The sequence below is a fragment of the Paenibacillus sp. NFR01 genome (assembly GCF_900111565.1).
Taxonomy (GTDB): domain Bacteria; phylum Bacillota; class Bacilli; order Paenibacillales; family Paenibacillaceae; genus Paenibacillus_AQ.
The window spans coordinates 141,767-162,625 of sequence record NZ_FOIK01000007.1 but is presented as its reverse complement, the minus strand read 5'-3'; the positions used below and the strand labels follow the sequence as shown (position 1 = coordinate 162,625).

19 protein-coding genes are annotated in these 20,859 nt (G+C 53.7%); 5 read left to right on the top strand and 14 right to left on the bottom strand.

Annotation, left to right across the window (positions count from 1 at the left end):
- Positions 1-118 precede the first annotated feature (118 nt).
- Positions 119-538: a VOC family protein gene (locus tag BMW84_RS22155; RefSeq protein ID WP_091072190.1), complete on the top strand. Its 420-nt coding sequence runs from the start codon at positions 119-121 to the stop codon at positions 536-538.
- A gap of 90 nt (positions 539-628) precedes the next feature.
- Entirely contained in the window at positions 629-1,372 is a 744-nt protein-coding gene (locus tag BMW84_RS22150) for a GNAT family N-acetyltransferase (protein ID WP_091072188.1), read from the top strand.
- Between the two features lie 99 nt (positions 1,373-1,471).
- Here the strand turns inward: BMW84_RS22150 and BMW84_RS22145 are convergent, their stop codons facing one another.
- The gene (locus tag BMW84_RS22145; protein WP_091072185.1) at positions 1,472-2,242 is read right to left on the bottom strand and encodes a class I SAM-dependent methyltransferase; all 771 of its coding nucleotides are present in this window, start codon (positions 2,240-2,242) and stop codon (positions 1,472-1,474) included.
- Positions 2,243-2,291: 49 nt separating this feature from the next.
- Complete coding sequence (locus BMW84_RS22140) at positions 2,292-2,999, bottom strand: DNA alkylation repair protein (protein ID WP_091072184.1); 708 nt, start codon at positions 2,997-2,999, stop codon at positions 2,292-2,294.
- Between the two features lie 177 nt (positions 3,000-3,176).
- On the opposite strand from BMW84_RS22140, the gene BMW84_RS22135 reads away from it, so the two are divergent.
- Positions 3,177-4,340: a glycoside hydrolase family 27 protein gene (locus BMW84_RS22135; RefSeq protein WP_091072181.1), complete on the top strand. Its 1,164-nt coding sequence runs from the start codon at positions 3,177-3,179 to the stop codon at positions 4,338-4,340.
- A 192-nt stretch (positions 4,341-4,532) separates the two neighbouring features.
- Here BMW84_RS22135 and BMW84_RS22125 read toward each other — a convergent pair whose 3' ends face one another.
- The 6 genes from BMW84_RS22125 to BMW84_RS22105 all read right to left on the bottom strand — a co-directional run bounded on the left by BMW84_RS22125 (position 4,533) and on the right by BMW84_RS22105 (position 13,030).
- Positions 4,533-5,348 carry an AraC family transcriptional regulator gene (locus BMW84_RS22125; RefSeq protein ID WP_091072177.1) on the bottom strand — a complete coding sequence of 272 codons (816 nt, stop codon included), beginning with the start codon at positions 5,346-5,348 and terminating at the stop codon, positions 4,533-4,535.
- 135 nt (positions 5,349-5,483) lie between these two features.
- Complete coding sequence (locus BMW84_RS24880) at positions 5,484-5,651, bottom strand: 1,3-beta-galactosyl-N-acetylhexosamine phosphorylase C-terminal domain-containing protein (RefSeq protein ID WP_175498996.1); 168 nt, start codon at positions 5,649-5,651, stop codon at positions 5,484-5,486.
- Positions 5,635-6,279, bottom strand: a complete 645-nt coding sequence (locus BMW84_RS22120; protein WP_091072174.1) for a hypothetical protein — start codon at positions 6,277-6,279, stop codon at positions 5,635-5,637. The genes BMW84_RS24880 and BMW84_RS22120 overlap by 17 nt, the downstream gene beginning before the upstream one ends.
- Before the next feature lie 157 nt (positions 6,280-6,436).
- Positions 6,437-11,269, bottom strand: coding sequence for an S-layer homology domain-containing protein (locus BMW84_RS22115; RefSeq protein ID WP_091072172.1), 4,833 nt, complete (start codon positions 11,267-11,269; stop codon positions 6,437-6,439).
- 163 nt (positions 11,270-11,432) lie between these two features.
- The gene (locus BMW84_RS22110; protein ID WP_091072170.1) at positions 11,433-12,314 is read right to left on the bottom strand and encodes a formylglycine-generating enzyme family protein; all 882 of its coding nucleotides are present in this window, start codon (positions 12,312-12,314) and stop codon (positions 11,433-11,435) included.
- 80 nt (positions 12,315-12,394) lie between these two features.
- Entirely contained in the window at positions 12,395-13,030 is a 636-nt protein-coding gene (locus BMW84_RS22105; protein WP_091072168.1) for a glycoside hydrolase family 11 protein, read from the bottom strand.
- A gap of 228 nt (positions 13,031-13,258) precedes the next feature.
- Between BMW84_RS22105 and BMW84_RS22100 the strand changes: the two genes are divergently transcribed.
- Positions 13,259-15,103: an S-layer homology domain-containing protein gene (locus tag BMW84_RS22100; protein ID WP_091072165.1), complete on the top strand. Its 1,845-nt coding sequence runs from the start codon at positions 13,259-13,261 to the stop codon at positions 15,101-15,103.
- 93 nt (positions 15,104-15,196) lie between these two features.
- Here the strand turns inward: BMW84_RS22100 and BMW84_RS22095 are convergent, their stop codons facing one another.
- The 3 genes from BMW84_RS22095 to BMW84_RS22085 all read right to left on the bottom strand — a co-directional run bounded on the left by BMW84_RS22095 (position 15,197) and on the right by BMW84_RS22085 (position 17,231).
- Positions 15,197-15,379: a hypothetical protein gene (locus tag BMW84_RS22095; protein ID WP_091072162.1), complete on the bottom strand. Its 183-nt coding sequence runs from the start codon at positions 15,377-15,379 to the stop codon at positions 15,197-15,199.
- Between the two features lie 123 nt (positions 15,380-15,502).
- Complete coding sequence (locus tag BMW84_RS22090; RefSeq protein WP_091072159.1) at positions 15,503-16,423, bottom strand: AraC family transcriptional regulator; 921 nt, start codon at positions 16,421-16,423, stop codon at positions 15,503-15,505.
- Positions 16,413-17,231, bottom strand: a complete 819-nt coding sequence (locus BMW84_RS22085) for a DUF817 domain-containing protein (RefSeq protein WP_091072300.1) — start codon at positions 17,229-17,231, stop codon at positions 16,413-16,415. Before BMW84_RS22085 ends, BMW84_RS22090 begins: the two co-directional genes overlap by 11 nt.
- Before the next feature lie 246 nt (positions 17,232-17,477).
- Here BMW84_RS22085 and BMW84_RS22080 point away from each other — a divergent pair, with 246 nt between their 5' ends.
- Positions 17,478-17,897, top strand: a complete 420-nt coding sequence (locus tag BMW84_RS22080; RefSeq protein ID WP_091072157.1) for a GNAT family N-acetyltransferase — start codon at positions 17,478-17,480, stop codon at positions 17,895-17,897.
- Between the two features lie 9 nt (positions 17,898-17,906).
- Here the strand turns inward: BMW84_RS22080 and BMW84_RS22075 are convergent, their stop codons facing one another.
- The 3 genes from BMW84_RS22075 to BMW84_RS22065 all read right to left on the bottom strand — a co-directional run bounded on the left by BMW84_RS22075 (position 17,907) and on the right by BMW84_RS22065 (position 20,808).
- Complete coding sequence (locus BMW84_RS22075) at positions 17,907-18,500, bottom strand: YdeI/OmpD-associated family protein (protein ID WP_091072155.1); 594 nt, start codon at positions 18,498-18,500, stop codon at positions 17,907-17,909.
- A 32-nt stretch (positions 18,501-18,532) separates the two neighbouring features.
- Positions 18,533-19,486 carry a phosphotransferase enzyme family protein gene (locus BMW84_RS22070; protein WP_254773097.1) on the bottom strand — a complete coding sequence of 318 codons (954 nt, stop codon included), beginning with the start codon at positions 19,484-19,486 and terminating at the stop codon, positions 18,533-18,535.
- A 152-nt stretch (positions 19,487-19,638) separates the two neighbouring features.
- Positions 19,639-20,808 carry a GGDEF domain-containing protein gene (locus tag BMW84_RS22065; RefSeq protein ID WP_091072151.1) on the bottom strand — a complete coding sequence of 390 codons (1,170 nt, stop codon included), beginning with the start codon at positions 20,806-20,808 and terminating at the stop codon, positions 19,639-19,641.
- Positions 20,809-20,859 lie beyond the last annotated feature (51 nt).

Here is a 20,859-nt window from a genome sequence, read left to right as displayed (position 1 = left end):
CGTTTGCCGTTGTAGAATTTTCTGGAAAACGGGGCGGCGGCTATTTTGGCATCCGGTGATAAAATAGTAGAAGAGCCGGAAGAAATTAATCATCTATGGTTTCAGGAGGAGATTCATTATGCTGTTGGTTACCCCCACGCTGCATTTCCAGGGACAATGCGTAGAGGCCCTCGCGCTGTACCGGCAGGCTTTTAACCTGCGGATTGATTTCGTGCTTCATTACGCCGACGCGGACAGCCGGGACTGGCCGGAAGAAATGACCGAACATGAGCGGGGTTACGTCTATCATGCCGAAGCCTATATCGGAGAGCAGCGGCTGATGCTTGCCGACGAGACGCGCCGGGCACACTGCGCGAGCGAAGCGCTTTTTCTGACGATTACCTTTGAACAACCGGAGCAGGTCGTCCGGGCCTTTGAAGCGTTAAGCAGCGGAGGCACCGTGATTTACCCGCCGCGCCGTACAACCTATAGTTCATGCATGGCGTCCATAGTCGACCGTTTCGGCTTCCGCTGGGGATTGATGACCGAAAGCCTCTAGCAGAGTAAAAAAATGCGTTGTTATTCGCCACTCCCGTCGGTATAATTATGAGAATATATGTATTATTATACTGAGTAGACGGAGGTTGGCATGGACTATAAATTCATTGAGGAGCTGTCCCTGAATCATTGGCAGCCCTTGTCTACGCTGCTGTATGAGGGTTGGGTGCTGCGTTTTGCGGACGGTTACACGAAACGGGCCAATTCCGTTAACCCCATTTATCCTTCATCCGGCGATTGGAAAACGCAAATCAACACCTGCGAGCGCATTTATGCCGCAAACGGCCTGCCTACCATCTTCAAAATCACGCCGTTCGTGCTGCCCGCGCATCTCGACCAGGCGCTCGAAGCCGCAGGTTATGCCAAAGTGGAGCCGACCAGCGTACGCACGGTCGCACTCGACCTTGTTCGCGAGCCTTCGCTCACCAGCATCGCCATGACGGGAGAAGTCTCTTCCAAATGGCTGGATCATTATCAGCGCATCGGCGGCGTGGCGGCCAAGAACCGTTCTGTGCTGGAACGGATGTTGTCCAATATCCGCAGCCCGAAGGCGCTGATTACGCTGCATTCCGGCGGCGAAGCCGTATCCTGCGGCCTGGGCGTCATCGAACGGGAGTATATCGGTCTCTATGATATCGTGACCGATCCCGGCCGCCGCAATCAGGGCCTGGCCGAGCAGATGATTCTGAATCTGCTGGCTTGGGGCAAGCGCAGCGGCGCGCGACACAGCTATCTCGCCGTTGTGGCGTCCAACGCTCCGGCGGACAGGCTGTATAGTAAAATCGGCTTCACGGAAGCTTATTCCTACTGGTACCGGGTCAAGCCAAACTCCTGAACGCACAGCGAACCCGGGGCATTTAAGCTGTTGCAGCTGCCGGATACGCACAAAAAGCGCTGCAGGGCATTGTCATAGCCTGCGCAGCGCTTGGGATCGTCAGCTTTTTCTCGCCAGATATAAATCCATCGTATCGTAAATGTTTAGCTGACCGCCGTTCCGTTCGATCGCCCCGGCAATTTCGCCTTCCAGGCCTTCCCTGATCGGTCCCGGTAAAGCCCGATGATCCGAATACGTGTTCAGCAACGCGAGATAACTGTCCGCATTGAGTGTCCGGGTCGCATAATATAACCGGCTTGCCACTTCTGCAAACCCGGCTTTCTCCAGTTGCTCCGCATAGGCCGGACAGGCACTCCCGTCAAATTCGCGGGGCGGCACATCCACGGGCTTATACTTGGCATACGAGAGTCGAATATCCCGGTGTGCCGGATCGTCCTCCCGATTCACGAACGGATGATTCCAGAACAGCGCCAGCGTTCCGCCCGGTTTCAGCAGACCCAAAACCTTCGCTAGCCCCGCCTCCTGCGGAATCCAATGAAAAGCGGTTGCCGAATAGATCAAGTCAAATGCCGCCTCTTCCCCTGCGAAGCTCCCGAAATCACCTGTTATTACTTCCAGATTGGCATATGCCGCATATTTATGGCGGACAAACTCCGCCAGGCTGTCGCCCAATTCAACGGCGGTCACCCGGCAGCCCGTTTCGAGGACCGGCAGCGTCGCCTGCCCCGTCCCGATGCCGATCTCCAGCGCATGGCCGTCTTTCTTCAAGCCGGAATAATGAAGTATATCCTGGAATAATTCCGCCGTGTATGTCGGACGCCAGCGGTCATAGCCTCGCGCATCCTCATTAAACTTCAAGCGTAAATCCATCGCTACAGTTTCCTCCGAAATTTCCAGCGATCATGTACAGCGTCACTGTTTAACATCTCACATATTTGCGCTTGAAGCCGACTTGGCCTTTATCGACCGCCTTGCGAATGTTGCCGAGCGCGTTCAGAAAGCCGGGTTTACCCTTGCCCTTGTTCACTTCCACCTGGCCGATCGCCTCGGCCGTCGCCAATGCCTGCTCATGAAGCGGTACGTAGGATACGCCTACTGTATAAATAAAGTTGCTCATGCTGTATTTGGCGCGTTCGGGCGCGGCATGGATCGTTTTCGCCACCGTGTCCAGCATGCCAGCGATTTTGTCCTTGTCGAACTCGTGATCCTTGCGGTTCCCGAGCAGCCAGCAGTAGCAGCTCCAGCCTGCCGACATGCGCAGCTCGTCGCCGCTCGCGATCCATGCATCGGCCACCTCCTGGGCGATCTTAGTTTCCGCCAGCGTAACGGCCACGACAAAGTCGGACAGCATATAGAAGTACGCGCCGTCGATCCAGCGCTCGAAATCCTCTGCGGTCATGACTTCCGGATCGGCGATGACCCCGGCAAAATACATCGCGTCATAGTTGCCGGTCCCGTACAATTCCTCGGCCAGCGGCTGATTCCGCTTAATGACTTTCGCCATCGGCTTCATCGCTCCGGTGGCCACGCCGAACAGCGGCTCCCGCGCCCCGTTCGACAGATAGATTTTTTGGGTCCGCTCCTTGCCCAGCGCTTCCAGCTCCTGCATTACCTGTTCTGCATTCATCGGACTGTCATCCCCCCTGTACAAATTCATTGCTCCTCTACAGTGTAACAACTCTTGTCCCCAAGCAAACAACAAATTTCGATATCAAAGCAACGTGAGGCCATAGGCCGGTCCCATCCGCTGTGATTAAATACAGAGAACACGCCATTACGGCAATCAGAGAGGATGAGATTGGACATGAACGCAAGCACAATGCTTGGCCTGGCCCCCGCCCTGGGGTGGAATTCCTGGAATACGTTTACGTGGGACATCAACGAACAGCTGATCCGCGAGGTTGCGGACACTTTTATCTCGGAGGGGTATAAGGACGCCGGTTACGAATATATCGTCATCGATGACTGCTGGAGCCTGAAAGAGCGCGATGCCGATGGCCGTCTGGTCGTGGATCCGGTCAAATTCCCCGGCGGGATGAAGGCGCTCGCTGATTATATCCATGCAAAAGGCTTGAAGTTCGGAATGTATTCCTGCGCAGGCACGCACACCTGCGCCGGTTACCCGGGCAGCTTCGAGCATGAATTCCAGGACGCCCGCCAATTCGCCGAATGGGAAATCGATTATCTGAAATACGATTACTGCTTCAAGCCGCGGAATATACCGGGCGAGCTGCTGTATAAGCGCATGTCCCTGGCTTTAAAAAACAGCGGGAGAGACATCCTGTTCTCCGCCTGCAACTGGGGAGAGGACAACGTACCCCGGTGGATCCGCAGCTCCGGCGCCCATATGTACCGGTCTACGCCCGACATTCAGGACCGCTGGGATTCGATCAAAACGCTCGCACACTCGCAGCTCGATCAGGAATGTTACACCGGCGTTTTCTGCCATAACGATATGGATATGCTGGTCGTCGGCATGTACGGCGGCAGCAACGACGAGTTTATCGGACGGATCGGCGGCTGTACGGATACCGAATACAAAACCCATTTTTCCCTCTGGAGCCTGATGGGTTCCCCGCTGATGATCGGATGCGATATCCGCAAGACTTCCCCTGCCGCCAAAGAGATTTTACAGAACAAGGACCTGATTGCCATCAACCAAGACCCCGAAGGCCGGGGCGCCTACCGGATCAAGCCGGAGCCGCAGTGGTTCCACACCGACGAGGTCTTTATCTTGGTAAAAGCGCTGGCCGGCGGCGACCTGGCCATTGGCTTCTTCAACATGAGCGAAACCCGGCGTGAAGTATCCCTGCTGTTCTGGGACCTCGGCCTTCCCTACGCTTCCGGTTATTCGTTGTCGCTCTACGATTGTTGGTCGCATCAGGAGCTTGGCTTGCACAAGGAACGGTTCTCGCCGGTCGTGGAAGCCCATGATTGCCTGGTCCTGCGGGCAAAGCTGGTGGACTAGATGCCGGCCGACCGGACTTGCAAAAGCTGCGGCGTTCCGCTGAGGACCGACGATGTCGCCATTTATCTGAAGCTGGTCTCCCGCACGGCGCAGCACTTCCAGTGCATCGATTGCCTTGGCATCTCTTTGAACTGCGGTCGGGAGCCCATTCTTAAGCTCATCGAGTATTTCCGGGCTTCGGGAAACTGCGTCTTATTCCGGTAATGCCCCGATTTTGCGGTGCAGCGTCATATATTCCGAGGGGGTGTGTGACGTTGCCCTTTTAAAGATCTTCGAAAAATAAAGCGGGTCCTTATACCCCGCGGAGCATGCAACCGATTTGACCGACAAACCGGATGATTCCAGCAGCTCGCACGCCCGCCGGATCCGGAAGTTAATCAGATAGGCCGATACGGACATTCCCGTTGCCTGCTTGAACATCCGGAACAAGTAGCTGCGCTCGATATTGACGGCATCCGCCACATCCGACACGGATAGATCCGTTCTCCAGTAATGCTGCCCGATATATTCCTTCGCGCGTTCTACGTAATTGGCCGGTGCTCCGGGCGCTTCCTGCGGATAATACTCCAGATAATAGGAGAGCAGCAGGCGCAGATGCCCTTCCGCGCGCTGGGTCTCGTAATCCGGCCGCGAAGGCGCATGCTCAAGCATATAAAAGAAAGGCGACAGATCGGCAGGCGATTCCGCAACAACCGGGCTTGCCGGTGCAAAGAGGGTCATGGACAACAGCCGCAGCGCTTCCTCTCCCTTAAATTCGATCCACACATATTCCCAGGGATCCTGCAAATCGGGATAATAGTAGACCTCTCTTTCCGGAAAAATGACAAAGCTATCTCCCGCCTGAAGCGGATACCTTTGATTGTTTGTTTCCAGTACGCCTTTGCCGCGGGCGATGTAATGCAGAGCGTACACATCGCGCACCCCCGGGCCCCATCTATGCAAATTGGGCGGCTTATGGCCGCTGCCGATACAGGTCAATCGATTGTTGGATGCAGCCGACATGGACATCGCTTCGCTTCCTTCCGCTTGGGTTCTTCCCTTTGCTGATTCTCCGCCGGCTACCGATTTCCTTCCTTATACAAAAAAGAGGCGGAGATCCGCCTCATCACCAAAATCAGCGCTGTATTATTGACCATGAAGAAGCTACGGGTTCAGAGGGTTCTTGTAATAGAGGAAATGGGTCTCCGGAAGCATGTCCTTGACCTCGTACACCGATGTCGTTTGTGGTTCATGCACATTGTTGACCAAGGCGTTCATACCGCTCTCGGGATAGGCATGCACCTCGCAGGACGGACTATGCCCTAGCCTCATTCTTAAGGCCCCACAGCTTAAGCCCAACCGCGATAAACCATGCCGCGAACAGGATTTGATGCACCAGTTCCACAGCGGTTCCCGTCAGCCAAGGAAATGCCCCGAGCACATCGGCCATTCCCGCCGCAAATCCAAGGTAGACCAACCACTCGCCCATTCGGCTGCGACGAATCGCCAGACTGAGCACGATCGTGGCGATGCACATTAGAATGGCAATCATATGCATGCCGCCGTAATAAAGGCTAAGCACAAGCCTGTAGATATCAGGCGAAAGTTCGAGATGGTACACCGGATACACCAGCCGGCCGAGCACGATATCCAGCACGATATAGACAGGAACGGCAACCGCCATCACGCTGCAGCCCAGCCAGGTTTTGATTGGATCGGTCTTCACAAGTACCCGGTGCAGCGCCACGGTCGAGGGCAGCAGCGCAAGCGCGGCAAACAGCAGCACCTCGTCGGCCATCGATAGATTAAACTTCCATTCCTTTAGCCATGCCAGCAAATCGGCGTCCGGCAGCGGCGGATCGGGCAGAGGCAGAACAAGCAGGTACACCACGAAAAAGAGTATTCCCGACAGGATCAAGGTGATTCCGCCAAACCGGACAACGCCGAACCTCGATTTCATAGCACCCTCTCCTTTCCGCATCCCGTGCTGGACGCTCATAGGCTTGGTATGGCACAGCTACATTCATCCTACCATATCTTTCTGGACCTTTCTGTGTGAAAAAGAAAAAGCCAGCCGCCGGAAACTCCGGCAGTGGCTGTTCTGCCAGTGATTTGCTTTAGATCAGGTCCGACTTCTGCAGCAGCCGCTCGATCAAGACCGCCACCTCCGCGCGGGTAACGTTCGCCTTGGCTTCCAGCTTGCTGCCGCCACGGCCGCTGACCAGGCCGGCTTTGGCCGCGAGCGCGAGGCTGTCCTTGGCCCATGCTCCGATGCTGTCCGCGTCGTTAAACGCCGCAAGCACGCTCGAAGTATCGGCCGTGCCGGTCTTGCCGGCCAGTCCCGTCAGCATCATTGCCTTGGCGATGATGTTCATCGCCTGCTCGCGCGTAATCTTCGCTTCCGGGCGGAAACTGCCGTCCTCGAAGCCATTAATCAAACCGTATGCCCGAGCCGTTTGCACGGCGCCGGCATACCAGGCGCCCGAGGCGACATCCGCAAAATGCGCCGTCCCGTCGCCGAGCTTGAGGCCCAAGCCGCGGACGATAATCGCCGCAAACTCCGCTCGTGTAATATCCGCGTTCGGATTAAACGTTGTTTCGTTCACGCCGTAAATGACCAGACGCGAGCCCATGTCATTCACCGCATCCTTTGCCCAATGGTTCTCCACATCGGCAAATGTCAGCGGGTGCCAGATCACCGAATAGGTGCTGTTCGTCAAACTGTTGATCGTGGCGTAATATTTCCCGTCCTTCACGGTGATCTTCGTAGGCACATGGCGTACCGTGCCATCCGGATCGGTTACCGTTCCGGTCGTGATTCGGCTTGGATCAACGCCTTCCGGCAGCGCGATGGTACGTTCCACATACGCGTTATAACGGCTCACTTCCACGGTTTTTCCATTATAAACAGCGGTTACGGTAAAGTCCATTGGCGGAACTACGAGGGTAAGTCCGCCCTTGCCGGCGGCATCCGTTACCACTTGGCTCATCGTGGCGGAAGTTTCGCCGATCGTAATCTTCAGCTTGATATCATTCAGGTTTGCGCCGCTGCCGAGCTGCTGCGCCAGCGAACTGATGTTGATTTCGCGGGCCGGCAATGTATACGAAGCCTGGTTCGTCTGCAGCACCAGCGTTGCCAACTGGTTCTCCATGTTCTTGACCATCTGGCCGGTCAGTTCCCCGGAGATAATATTGGAATTCTGCGTTACCGGAATCGTAACTACCGCCCCAATCCCCTCGTCATCCAGCTTGGCCTGGAGCTTCGCCGGGTCAACGGCGATTTCCGTTGTCTTTACGGTTCCGATTGTGGTTGTGGTTGCTTTACCGGCATTTTCAGTTTTGCCGTTGACGAGCACGATTACGTCGTCCACCATACCTGTATCGCCGGTGCCCGTGCTGCCGGTATTTGTATTTCCTGTGTTGGTATTGCCCGAGTTATTGTTGCCGCTATCCGGCAACGACGGTTCTGCTGCCACCACAGCGGTGACAGTGCCGTATCGAACCACTTTACCGGAGGCGTCGATCTCGGCAACGCCGATTTGATCACCGTTCGCAGCCGGGATCAGGCCATCTTCGCCGACAATGGTATAGCCTAGCGGCATATCGCCTACATTCGGGCTTTCCCCGGCAATGCTGCCAAAGTTTTTATAGATCAGCCTGTGGCCTTGGCCTGGTGCCGGCGCCACGGTCACCTTTGTTTTGCCGTCATTCGCTGCACCCCTCGGATCGCTGGCCTGAACATTCAAGCCACTGGCCGGAATAGCCGGATTCGCCGTAAAGTTCAGCACAGTCGCTTCGCCGGCCGGTACGGAACCGCTGGCGGCCACCCGCACCTTGACCGTGTGCTCGCCGCTCAGGTCCGGCGCATTATTGCCGTTATACTGGATGTACTCCCCGTTATCTACAGCGAATTCCATGCTTGTATCCAATCCCAGAATCACATTGTTAAGATCGTCTGCCGTTACCTCAGGCATATCCGGAGTCGTGGCATTGGACTCGTGTACGGTTACCGACGCCGCATTTGAAGCAAAGGCATCTTCCTTTGCCTTATAGCGGACGTAATAGGTGTCCGGCGCAAGCCCGGAGATGCTGGTACCGGTCACCGCGGCCCAATCTCTCGAGCCGGCTTGCTTGTATTCCATCGCCAGCGTCACATTGTTGATGCTGCCGTCGCTGCCGCCGCCTGGCGTCACATCCGTAGCGCTAACGCCGGCCGGAGCATTCGGACGCAGCGGAATGGCAAGCATCTGGTCCGCGCTGTCGGTCGTCGTGCTGCCGTTACCCAGCTTAACGATGCTCAGCGCAGTGCCGAACCAGCCGCTGGAGATGTCGAGCTTACCGTTGCTGTCTGCCGTAGCCGCAGCTCCGTTAATCGTATAGGAGCCGGTCGGCACAAGGCCTGTCAATTGCTCGGCTGCGAAGTCAATCCCTGCAGACGGAGTGATTTCCGGCGCACTGGCGAACATTTCATAAGCCCCGAGGTCCACAGTTCCTCCGCTGATGCGGGCTGCCCCCGACAGATCCAGTGAGCCTATGACTTTAGCATTGTCGCCCTTGTCGATGGCATCGGTTTCTGTACTCGCCAAGCGAAAATCTCCCTTGAATGCATCGACAAACAAGAACGGGGACCCTCCCAGGAGGTTATTCCCGGGTATAATAGCCACATTGTCAAGTATGTTTAAGTTGTAGTACAAATCATGTAAAGCACTCATTGTATTGCCGTTTATTTTGTTATCGATGACCAGGTTGTTATAAACCTGAACGCTGCTTGTGCTGCTTGTGCTGCTTTCGTCCTGTCCCCACGCAAATAAGAAGCCCATGGGCCCGTAGGCGCCTCCCTCGCCATAGTTGCTTACGCTGTTGTTATAGAACGTGTTGTTCACGATATTTATATTCTGATCGAACGTCCCGCCAAGCGACGCGCCGTATGTATCGCCCGAAGTCGTCACGCTCGTATTGTTATTGGCAAAAAGGGAGTTGCTGATGCTGCCTGCGGTTTGCCCGGTAAACAACAATGCCGCCTGGTTAGTATCACTGGATGTTGCTGCCCCATTCAGCTCATTGTTGAAAAACGCCACGCGGTCCAGATTCACCTCATAAGGTGTAAACATCGAACCCAAAGAAACAATAGAGCCCTGATCCTTAAATATCATGGCATTCGAGGCGAAAATGACATTCGTAAGATTGACATCGGTATAATGATTTCCGCTGACCGTCAACGCTGAACCAAATCCGCCATATACGCCGGCAGCATCGGTGATATTAAAGCCGATCATGCGAATATTGGACATTTCAAACGTACCTGAACCTGTTGCCAGAATCCCCCGGTGGCCATTACCGTTAACGGTGATGGCCGGTTGGCCGTTGCTGTCCGTAAGTCCCGTCAGCTTGAAGCCGTCCGTTGAAGCGTCGCCGATTGTAGTTGCCTTGAGGCTTTCGTCATCCCATCCGGTCAAATCGGACTCCAGGGTAATCGTCTGCCCGGCCAGCGCCGGATCAAAATCCACCTCGCCGCCGCTCACCGCTCCGGCCTGCTCCAGCGCCCAGCGCAGCGAACCGACGCCGCTGTCGCTGGTATTGACCACGGTAAAGGTCTGCTTGGCCGGCTGAGAAGGCCCATTGGCAAACACTTTTCCTGTCACCGAGTAATGCGTATTATCCGTGTTCGAGGATTTCACAAATACAAGTCCATTGCCGAAAGCAGAATAAATATAGAAGCTTGGATGATATTCCGTGTCATACACCCAGTTCTCTTCATCGTAACCTTCCAACACCGCCGGCCCGGAATCCACCGGGTGCTCCGTAGTATAAATCAGCGACCCGTCGTTGTCGTAATAGTTCAAATAAGCAAATTGCGTTCCGGACCAGTCGGTCCCGTTGTTGTAAGCGTTATTCAAAGCACTTTCAGAAGCCGCATCGTAACTTACGGTTGCAAACCCCGGGATTGTGCCGTTTTTATAGAAAACGGCTGAACCTCTGCCCAGGGAACCGTTGATTGTAAAGCTCCCCTGGCTCGTACCCGTCTTATCATACAAATAAACGCTGGATATACCCGTTAAATAATTATATTTACTGAAAATGAAGTTGCCGTTACTCAGAGTGGACAGGTTCAAAAGATCTCTTTCTCCTCGGTTCCCCATATCAATAGCGGTTACCGGCGTTCCATCATTTGCAAATATCTGCAGCGTGATCTGATCCTGATTCCCCCCGGAGTTGTACGCCGCCATATAAACGCCATCTCCGGCGGATACATAGGAGTTAATGGCATTATCCTGGACCAGAAGCGTTTCATTCGAGACCGGCATGCCCGAGGCCGTAAATACTCGCGTCGCCGTACTGATGTTGTTATTGCGCTGCCAAGAGAAAGCAATATCCCCATTGGACAGTTCAGTCGCAGAAATACTGCGCGTAAGCTGAGGAAGACTAGGGTCACTGTAAGCGTTGATCTGCGTCTGCCCGACCACTTTCTGTCCCGCCTGATTCAACACCATAAAATAAGCATTCGGAGCACTTTCGATAACAGAACCCCGCTGGACATTGTAGGTGCTGCTGTCGCTCTTATTATAGGTGAGCAGAATGTTTCCGCTGCTTAATGCGAGCATGTGAATCTCAAAGGAGTTATAATACGTGTCCATTAAGCTGTTCAAATTAACGTCGGTAATCGGCGCACCCGCCCCGTCAAATACCTTTAAATAGTAAGTGTATATGTAGGAAGTAGCCCTGCTGTCGTAGTATGACGTGTTTGACAATACAGCTACATTCCCGTTGGATAAGCCTTGGGCATCCGAAAAATTCCCTCCCGCGCTGTAGTCAGCCAACGGACGTATAGGAAAATCCCTAACCGCCGTAAACGCCGATCCCGCTCCCGCATTCGCCTGCAATGAAAAAACGGGCAGTAATCCTACGATTAATAGAAACGCCAAACCCAGCCTGCTTGCCTTCTTAAACATGAATTGCCTCCTTCTGAGATGTCAGTATCCCCCGCGAAGTGCGCCTCCGGTAACGAACTCCGGTACGGAAGAACTAATTTCTATCTCATTTATCGGCAGGAAAGGCAATTAAATTTTGTTTTTTGACAAACATTTTCACTTTACATGCATTTTTATGTGATTTTTAGTACAGCAAATCGCTCCGCACCACCCGAAAACCCTGGTCAGGGCCGTATCCGTTCGGATCGAATTTTCCCCGGTACGAGGTTTCGTTGTTGCTGACGTCGCCGATCCACCCGCCGCCTTTGACGATCCGGTAGACGCCGCCCGCAGCCTGCCCGTCGCCCTCGGCGTACCAGTCCCAGCACCATTCCCGCACATTGCCCGACATGTCGTAGATTCCCAGCTCATTGGGCTGCTTGCCCCCGACGGCATGGGTCCTGTTATGGTTGTTCTCGATCAGCGGCCAGTTCCAATCCCCGTTCAGGAACGTGTCGCCGGCATTCCGCCAGAACCACCCGACCTCTTCCGCATTGCCGCTTCCGCTGTAAAGATACCCCTTGCTCTGCCGGCCGCCGCCTGCGGCATACTCCCATTCCGCCTCCGTAGGCAAACGGTAGCCGTCCGCTTCCGGGTTCGGTGTCACCTGCCATTTTATATGATCATTATCGTTCTTATTGTTCGAATCGATTGTATTCTTAGTGATGGTATAATACGGCTCCAAGCCTTCCTTCACGCTCCGTTTATTGCAGTATTCCACGGCATCGTACCAGCTGACCATTTCCACCGGAAGATTGCCTCCCCGAAACGTGGAGGGATTCCCGCCCATGACCTCCAGCCACTCGCTTTGCGTCACTTCATATTTGCCGATATAAAAATTACTCAGCGTACCCTGCTTGCCGTAATCATTGGACTTCGGATGTAAGGGCGCTCCGCCCTCCACCCAGACGAGATGATCTGCCTTTCCGGGGGACGGGGCCGCTTTCTCCGCCGCATCCGTTTTCGCAGAGCACGCGCTGCAAATCACCATTAATCCTATAAAAAGAAATGTCCATGCTTTCTTCATCGGCGCATCGCTCCCATGTAAAATGGATAAGGCCGCCCGGTGCAAGACCGTCCGGCCCCGGCAAACCGCTTAACGTAAAGCTACCATACCGTCACATTGGAGCTGCCGCTGCTTTGATACCCTTCCGTCGCCAGCACCTGATACGACCAGCTGCTGCCCAAATTCATGCCCTTGCTCTTCCACGCATTGACGTGGTTGCTGAATGTAATGGCGGAATTGACACCGGTCGCCCGCTTCGACTGTCTGACGCTCCAGAATTGGGTAAAGGTCTGGGTACCGTCGATCGAAGGCGCATTATAACGCGTAGCCGTGTAGATATCATAAGTTCCGCCGTCGCTGGTTACGGTGCCTTTGTAGGTTCCGGTAGGCCGGTAGGTGCCCCAGCTGTCCACCACGTAATATTCGATCAGCGAGTTTCGGGTCCATCCGTAAAGCGTCAGATACCCGTTGCCGGATGGCGCCCACACCCCGGCGTTATAGTTGATGACCCGGGTCGGCGATCCGGTATTCCACCCTTTGCCGACGACGAAATTGCCTGTATTGGACCAGGTCACGCTATAATTGCCGCCTGATCCGTTGACGGCATTGACGGTGCCGCCGCCGTCGGTCCAATTCTGCCAATAATCCGTAGCCGCATTGGAGGTTGATGCAAACAAACAAATACTGAGTGATGCCGCAAACAACGCCGTGAACATTTTTCTGCTGAACTTAAACATGGCTTGCCTCCTCAATGGTTTTTGATTTCCGCTTGCCCTTGCCAACCGCCCAGTCTTTTTTCTCGCAATCTTCTAACTTTCACCTCCATTCTTAGTAAATTATAGAAGGAAAGCGTATACATTTTTTAGTACCAAATTAAAGGTCTATCCGGGAAATTCTTTAGATCTGCCAGCCGCAAGCCGATATATACTGTGCCGAAGAAATCATTTACATAAAGGGGAGATACCGTGAAATTCAAATTTCGAGTATTGGGCATCGTCAGCGCAGCCTTGCTGCTGACTGGATTCCCTTCCAGAACATCCGCCTCCGGGCAGAACGTCCAGGATATCAGTGCGAGCAGAAGCCCGCAGGAGATCCGTGAGGTGTTCAAGCAGTTTCGTCCGATGTCGCAGAGCTTTGATTACATGGAGAGCATGGATATTTTCGAAGCGGCGCCGCAATTTGGAACGCCCATGGATGCCGGAAAACTTAAGCAGGTCTACATAGAAGACGGACTCAAGGCCGTGAATTTCGTCAGATATCTCGCGGGACTGCCGAGCGACGTGGAAGCCGATTGGAGTTTGGCGCCGCAGGAGCAGGCCGCTGCCATGGCCAACGCTTTAAATGGCGGTCTCAGCCATTACCCGAGCCAGCCGGCCGGAATGGATGATGCCCTGTTTCGCCTCGCCGCCGACGGAGCCAAATCAAGCAATCTGTACGCAGGCAACCCTACCCTGTACAGCAATGTGACCGGATATATGTCGGACAGCGACACCTCCAACATTGACCGCGTGGGCCACCGGCGCTGGATTATCAATCCGCAGATGAAGAAAACCATGTTCGGCTTCACCTTCAAGAACGGAGACAACATCTATCCGTACGGAGCCATGTACGCGTTCAACAGAGAGCGGAGCGCCAGCGAGGTCCAATATGATTACGTCAGCTGGCCGTCGGCCGGATATTTCCCTCAGGAATTGTTTGCCCCGGACGATGCGTGGTCCGTTTCGCTGAATCCGGACAAATACGACAATACCCGTACCGGGCAGATTAGCGTGAACCTGACACGCATCCGGGACGGCCGTTCTTGGAGCTTCAGCGCGCAGGACACCAATAAATCGGGCAAATATTTCAATGTAGAGAAAAGCGGATACGGCATCCCGTTCTGCATTATTTTTAGGCCTGACGGAATATCGGCATTTGAAGATGAGGATACGTTTAAGGTAGACATTCGGGGGATCTATTCGAAAGGCGGCGCAGAAACAGCCATCTCCTTCGAGACGACGATGTTTGATCTGCTCGCCCAAGCCTCCTTCCGCACAGAAAGTATCCAGTTGATTCCCGGCGAACAGCTGCAGCTGTACACGGGCATTAACCAGGCGGACAAAGAAAGCGGCTTGGCGCCGCAGTTCACCAGCAGCAATCCTGAAGTGGCAGCGGTCGATCAGGACGGGACGATCACAGCGAAACGAAGCGGCAGCGCAACCATATCCGCGAATCAATATTTCAACGCTTCAGAGCCGGTCTATGTGTCCGTCAAAACCGCCGATCCCAAGGACCGGGTGAGCGCCTGGGCACAGGATGCTTACAGCAAAGCCAAAGCCAACGGCATTGTGGCGATGAGCTCCGACAGCAAATATCAAACACCAGTCAACCGGTATACGTTTGCCAAAGAAGCGCTTAAGGTATACGAGAACATTGCAGGCAAGGTAAGCAGTACTACCGCTTCTCCTTTCAAGGATATTCAGGATTCCCGGATTACGCTGGCTTACGAACTTAACTTGATCAAAGGCACCTCCGCTACGGCGTTTTCTCCTTGGAAAACCGTAACCAGACAGGAAGCGGCGACAATGTTAAGCAAACTGGTGCAGATCCTGGATGAGCGCACGCAGACGGCCTCCTCAGGGGCCGGCGTATCCGTTACGCCGTTCAAAGATGATTCCGGCATCGCCTCCTGGGCCAAAGACGCAGTCTACGCCTCCGTGCGGCTGGGATTGCTGAACGGGATAGGAAATAACAAGTTCCAGCCTTTGGACAATTTGACCCTGGAGCAATCTTATGTGATTCTGCAGAACTTGCTGGATCGATATGAGTAACTTCCGGCTATATGGATTTAAATAATTAAACTTGAAAAGGCACAGTGCCAATGGCACTGTGCCTTTTATTAATGATGCTCGCAATAAACGGATTTAATCTTTATCCTCGCGCTCGCCGTGTCCCTCATCCGGCAGCGCATGGCGGATCGCCCCTTGCTGATCCTGGTCCGGCAAAGCCCCGGGATAGCTGCCCTCTTGAAACAACCCAAATTCCTCGTCGATATCCCGTTCGGTAACAAGTCCATCGTCCACATGTTCCTCCGGTTCCTTGCTCACGTCATTCATCTCCTCTGTATCGTCGTCATCGTACAAACGGCTGTATATAAGTTTACCCGTTTGCCGCCGGACGAATCCGCCGTGGGGAGTTCCGTACTACGCGGACGATTTTTCATAGGAGGGTCAGCCGTTTCGTTTCATGACCGGTATATACAGATCCACCTTGCATTTGCCCTCCGGGTCCAGAGCGGGATTGTTCATACAGAATTCCAGGCAAGGTTTATCATCGGCTTCATAGCCGCTCTCAGGCAGCCATAAACCGAACACATGCTGGTAAGCAAGCACGAATTGATCGACCGGGCCGTAATACGGGTACATCGCATAAAGCCCGCCGGTAAGCGTTTTGAATTCGACCTCCCCGGAATGTCCTTGCTTCTCGAAGCCCGGCGGCAAAGTTACGCAGGCATCGTACCGGCAGGCCTGTTCTTCGACCATATCAAGATCATCCAGCGAAATCCCGATAAAACACTGCCGCTCCGGAGTGAAGCCGTGCCGGGCCGCCCATATGCCCAGCTTCTCCCAGGCTCCGCCCGTATCCAGATAACTCCCCACATGTCTGACACACGCCACTTCAACATCCGGAAGCTCTTTAAACGTAATCATTTTGCCCCACGCCCTTCTCAAAAGATGATTGGTTTCATCTTCATTGTAAGTCCGGGGAGCAGACGGCTCTTCGCGGCTGTTGCTAAGAAGTGCCGGATTCTTGCTATTATGGTGCAGACTTTTTCTTACTTCGCTTGGCGTCAGGCCGTAGTGTTTCCTGAATAAGGCGTTAAAAGCAGAAACGGAGTCGAAGCCGCATTGCCCCGCAATCTCCAGAATGGTGCCGTCCGATTCGGCCAGCAAAGAGACCGCCCGCTGCAGACGCTCGCGGTTCAGGAAGGCGACAGGTGCCATTCCGGTCATCGCCGCGAAGATCCTGCTGAAGTGGTATTTTGAAAAATTCGCGACGGCCGCCAGCTGATCCAAACTAAGCTTCTGATGGCTGTTGTCCTTCATATACTGAATAACCTTGCCGATCCGCTCTGCATAATCATTGTTCATGCCCAGCAATCTCCTTTGGTAAGGCAGGCGTTTGCCGGCCTTTTACCCGTTTTAACGTCGCCACGATCAAGAAACTCACGATGACCAGCAATAGCCAAGAGCTCACCTTACCCAGATGAACCAGCTGCCATGCCGCCGCCTGATCCGGGTATTCCCATGCCCCGAAAAATGTCGCGATATTCTCTGCAATCCAGATAAAGAAGCCGATCAGCGCAAAAGAAAGTGCCAGCGGCATCCGGTAACGGGTCCCGCCCACCTCATAAATCACCCGGGTCCGCCAAAATACAAGCAGCACCAGCGCCGATAGCCACCAGCGCACATCAATCCAGTAATGATGGGTGAAAAAGTTCAAATAGATCATCGCCGCCAGTGTCACAACGACCGGAAACGGCGGCCACTTCACCAGCTCGACATTCATTCGCCGCCACGCCTGACAGAGATAGCTCGCCACACTCGCATACATAAATCCGCTGTACAGCGGCACACCGAACACCTTGAAGTAGCCTTCTTCGGGATAAGACCATGATCCCATATGCGTCTTGAAGATTTCAAGAGCCAGCCCGATCAAGTGGAACAGCGTAATGACCTTCACTTCATCGCGCGTCTCCAGCCCGGCATGGACCATCCACCACTGCATGGCCAGGCAGATCAGCAGCAGCCAGTCATATCGGGGAATCCAGGGCAGCGGAATCAGCTTCGTTAACGCCAGCGACGCAAAAATCACTACAGGAAACACGCAGGATAACGCCTGTTCCCGGCCAAAACAGACCAGCTGCAGCAGTCCTCTCTTCACCGGACGTGGCTGCATGGATAATAAGGAGGTCATCTCCCTCGCCTCCAATCGTTATTTCAATTCTCAGGGCAGCATCCCGACCGCTTATTTGACCAGCTTAATTTAGCATAAGTTTTATTGTTTTACAATATATTTTATCTGTTTAGTAACGCATAATTATTGTTAAAATGTCAAATACCATTGTAGACTAAAAAGAGGAATCCTCGCATTGTTCACGAATACAAAGTATAAATTTGATCTTGGAAGGGGTTTGGAGGATTAATGGGCACGCTGCGGGAAATGACGATGAGCGATTATGATCAAGTGATCGAAATGTGGAAAAGCGTAGAGGGGCTGGCGATCAGCCAGGCGGACTCCAGGGAGAACATCGGGAGATACCTGGTGCGTAATCCGGGCATGAGTTATATCTTTGAAGAGGGAGGCGTCATCGCCGGCACCATCCTGTGCGGGCATGACGGGCGCAGAGGCTTCATCCACCATTTGGCGGTTCACCCCGGCTACCGGAAATTGAAGATCGGCCGGCAGCTGGTGGAGGCCGGTTTGGACAAGCTGCACGGCGAAGGCATCGATAAATGCCATATCTTCGTCATTGACGACAACGAGGCAGGCCATCGTTTCTGGACCGCCGAGGGCTGGGAGAAACGCAGCGGATTCGGCGTGTATTCAAAGAACATTCATTAAAGAATCGGCTCAGTCGTTCAATCCTTTCCCCTCAAAGATCGCCTGTGTGGATTTCTCGATCCGCGCGATGCGGGTTTTGGTTTGTTTCGGCTGGGCGAAAAACATCAGGTAGGCTCTTTGCCGGCCGGGCGTCAGCGCCTCAAACGCCGTCTTCAGCTCCGGCAGCTCGGCAAATTTCTGCTGCAGCTCTTCGGGAATTTCGTATTCTTCATGCTTTTTGAGCTCTACCTTCAATCCGGCTTTTTCGATGTCCATGGCTTCGCCGATGTAATCTTTCAGCAGCGGCGCCAGCTCCGCGATTTCCTGAGCGCTCGTGAACCGGATTTGCCGCGCGGCCTGTACCTTCTCCGTCTGCTGGATCAGCAAGCCATGCGAATCCTTGATCAGAGCGCCTTTGGGAAACAGGATTGCGCAATATTCCTTAAACCCGTGGATCAGCAGAACATTTTTGCCGTCAAGCGTATAACAGGGAACGCCCCATTTCAACTCCTCCGTCAGCGGCGTATCGAGGACGATATTCCGCAGCGCCTCAAACGCTTCCTTCCACTTGTCCGCCTTCTCAAAGAAAAAGGCGACTTTCGGGTTCTTTTTCTGCTCCATCATGCTGGCTGGCACCTCGCAATATTGTTATCGTTCTACAGGGCAAAGCCCCGTCTCATTCTATCCATCACGCGTACAAATTTAACCTTGATCTCTTGCACCCATTCCGGTACGTCGTCCCCGCAGCCTTCAAGCGATCTTAACAAGCTGGAGAACTTCTGCAAGTTCATGAATCTGCGGAAATCTGTAAACTGCGACAGCTTATCGCCGCCCAGCGGCAGGATGGAGCCATAACCCTCCAGAAAAGCTTGGGCGTGCGGATGCTCCAGGCCAAGCTCGTCTCCCACCACATCATCAATAGCATTAACGATATCCTGGACGTACCAGCTGTATACGGCATCATCGAAATCTATAATTTCAAATGACCGGGTATCCGCCTCGTAAAACACATTGTCCAGCTGAAAATCATAGTGGATCAGTCCGTAATTCTGCTCTGTTATCGGCAGCGTCATCAGCCAATCGTTTAGTTGTCTGAGCTCCGCCGCCGCCTCCCGTTCCTTCGGATGCCGCTTCAGAATTACATCGATCTCCTGCAGGATGTCCTTCCAACTTACTCTTGGAACGGATGAAGGCCGGTACGCCTGCGATAATTGATGCAGCGAAGCCAGCGACCGGCCCCAGGTCCAGCATTGTTCAGCCGTTAGATCATCTTCCAGAACAACGCCTGCGGCGGATCGAAAAACCACCCCGTAGTACATTCCCTCGGACGCGTGCACTTTCTCAAGTACTTTCCCATTTAACGAAAGCACTGGCGCGGCGATCGGATAATGTTGATTTTGCAAATAGGCCAAAAAATCAAGCTCCGCCCGGATTTGCTCTTCCTGACGCTCCATTTCAAAACTGAACCGTAAGTAAAAACGTTCTCCGCGATTCTCAAAGACATATACAAAATTCGAACTGGCTCGACAAAACTTCAAGCTTCCTTCACTATGCTCCCAACACTCAAGCAAGCTTGCCGCAGCGGCATCCCCTGTCAGTCCAATAACCATGTTGTCTAACTTCATCATACGATCTAGTTCCCCCCACCGGTATGAGAGGAATGAATCCGCTAAGAAGCATGCCCTCTCTTCACCAAGTGTAGCACGGACGGTCATACATCATTTGGTAAAAAATGATTTTAACCGCTTCATCCCGGTGCGGCTCAGGCTTCTTTTTCAAATACGCTTATGGAGTTGCGCACTTCCTTGGCCTTATAAAGGGCATGGTCCGAATGCGTAAAAAGACGTACGGTATCGACCTGCTCGGAATAGGAGGATAAGCCAAAGCTGGCCGTCAGCTTCAAGAGAGGCTCGTCCGCAAACTGCAGTTCGCTGACTTTCACCCGGATCTGCTCGCAGGTACGGACCGCTTCGTCCATGGTCGCGTTGCGGAACAGCAGGCAGAATTCATCGCCCCCGTAACGGAAAGGAATCGCACCGCCGCAATGTTCCTTCAATACCCGCGCAAATTCGATCAAACAGCGGTCGCCCAGGTGATGCCCCCACGTATCGTTGATCCCCTTGAAATTATCGATATCCGTGATCGCGAGGATGTATGTATGATCCAGCACGTCGTCCTCCATATTCTTGAGCGCGTCGTGCAGCGCCTTGCGGTTAAAGATGCCGGTCGTTTCATCGATCTGAAGACGGCGCTGCAGCTGCTGCCGTTCCATCTCCATCTGAATGCTGGCTTCGTTTTTCTTCTGCTCGTAACGGATCACGACCATGCAGACGATGGAAACGGCGATCATAATGAACAGGGATATGAAAAAATTGCTCATCCGCAGCGTACTGTCGAAAATGCTGATCTTGTCTACATCCCATTTGATGAACAGTTCCGAGACGATAATGGCGGCAATGCTCAGCAGCGCCGTAATGCTGGTCAAGCGATGGCTGGCATAGATCGTCGTCATCATCACGGCCACCGCAAACATATAGTACGACGCCGTAAATGCGCTGTGCGTCGTAAAGAGCACAAAGCAGATGCCGACCATCACCAGCGAGACCGTATATTTTTTCTGAGTCAGCGAAAGGGACTCCGACCGTATGACCGCCGCATTCACCCCGACAAACAGCAGGTTGATCCCGCTGGGAACCGCTATGAATTTTAAAATAAACCGCGGCACGGTCGTGGTCAGCATATCGGATTGCAGCAGGAACGCTCCCATGACGCATTCAATGATAAACGCGAACAGCACAAGCCCCACCGTCGTCTTGTAGTGCAGCACGAGCCAATCGTTGTCGATTCGGGTGTATTCCTTCTGTATTTCGTGGATGTGTAAGTCATCATAGCTCTCTCTATTCCTGTCTAGCCCAGAACGTTCCCTCTCCACACTCGTCCCTCCATACAGTCTTGAACCTTCTCCTATTATACCTGTAGATGA

What these genes read in the sequence shown, in the direction of transcription:
- BMW84_RS22155 (WP_091072190.1), top strand. Translation starts at nt 119, where the DNA reads ATGCTGTTGGTTACCCCCACGCTGCATTTCCAGGGACAATGCGTAGAG.
- BMW84_RS22150 (WP_091072188.1), top strand. Translation starts at nt 629, where the DNA reads ATGGACTATAAATTCATTGAGGAGCTGTCCCTGAATCATTGGCAGCCC.
- BMW84_RS22145 (WP_091072185.1), bottom strand. Translation starts at nt 2,242, where the DNA reads ATGGATTTACGCTTGAAGTTTAATGAGGATGCGCGAGGCTATGACCGC.
- BMW84_RS22140 (WP_091072184.1), bottom strand. Translation starts at nt 2,999, where the DNA reads ATGAATGCAGAACAGGTAATGCAGGAGCTGGAAGCGCTGGGCAAGGAG.
- BMW84_RS22135 (WP_091072181.1), top strand. Translation starts at nt 3,177, where the DNA reads ATGAACGCAAGCACAATGCTTGGCCTGGCCCCCGCCCTGGGGTGGAAT.
- BMW84_RS22125 (WP_091072177.1), bottom strand. Translation starts at nt 5,348, where the DNA reads ATGTCCATGTCGGCTGCATCCAACAATCGATTGACCTGTATCGGCAGC.
- BMW84_RS24880 (WP_175498996.1), bottom strand. Translation starts at nt 5,651, where the DNA reads ATGAGGCTAGGGCATAGTCCGTCCTGCGAGGTGCATGCCTATCCCGAG.
- BMW84_RS22120 (WP_091072174.1), bottom strand. Translation starts at nt 6,279, where the DNA reads ATGAAATCGAGGTTCGGCGTTGTCCGGTTTGGCGGAATCACCTTGATC.
- BMW84_RS22115 (WP_091072172.1), bottom strand. Translation starts at nt 11,269, where the DNA reads ATGTTTAAGAAGGCAAGCAGGCTGGGTTTGGCGTTTCTATTAATCGTA.
- BMW84_RS22110 (WP_091072170.1), bottom strand. Translation starts at nt 12,314, where the DNA reads ATGAAGAAAGCATGGACATTTCTTTTTATAGGATTAATGGTGATTTGC.
- BMW84_RS22105 (WP_091072168.1), bottom strand. Translation starts at nt 13,030, where the DNA reads ATGTTTAAGTTCAGCAGAAAAATGTTCACGGCGTTGTTTGCGGCATCA.
- BMW84_RS22090 (WP_091072159.1), bottom strand. Translation starts at nt 16,423, where the DNA reads ATGAACAATGATTATGCAGAGCGGATCGGCAAGGTTATTCAGTATATG.
- BMW84_RS22085 (WP_091072300.1), bottom strand. Translation starts at nt 17,231, where the DNA reads ATGCAGCCACGTCCGGTGAAGAGAGGACTGCTGCAGCTGGTCTGTTTT.
- BMW84_RS22080 (WP_091072157.1), top strand. Translation starts at nt 17,478, where the DNA reads ATGGGCACGCTGCGGGAAATGACGATGAGCGATTATGATCAAGTGATC.
- BMW84_RS22075 (WP_091072155.1), bottom strand. Translation starts at nt 18,500, where the DNA reads ATGATGGAGCAGAAAAAGAACCCGAAAGTCGCCTTTTTCTTTGAGAAG.
- BMW84_RS22070 (WP_254773097.1), bottom strand. Translation starts at nt 19,486, where the DNA reads ATGGTTATTGGACTGACAGGGGATGCCGCTGCGGCAAGCTTGCTTGAG.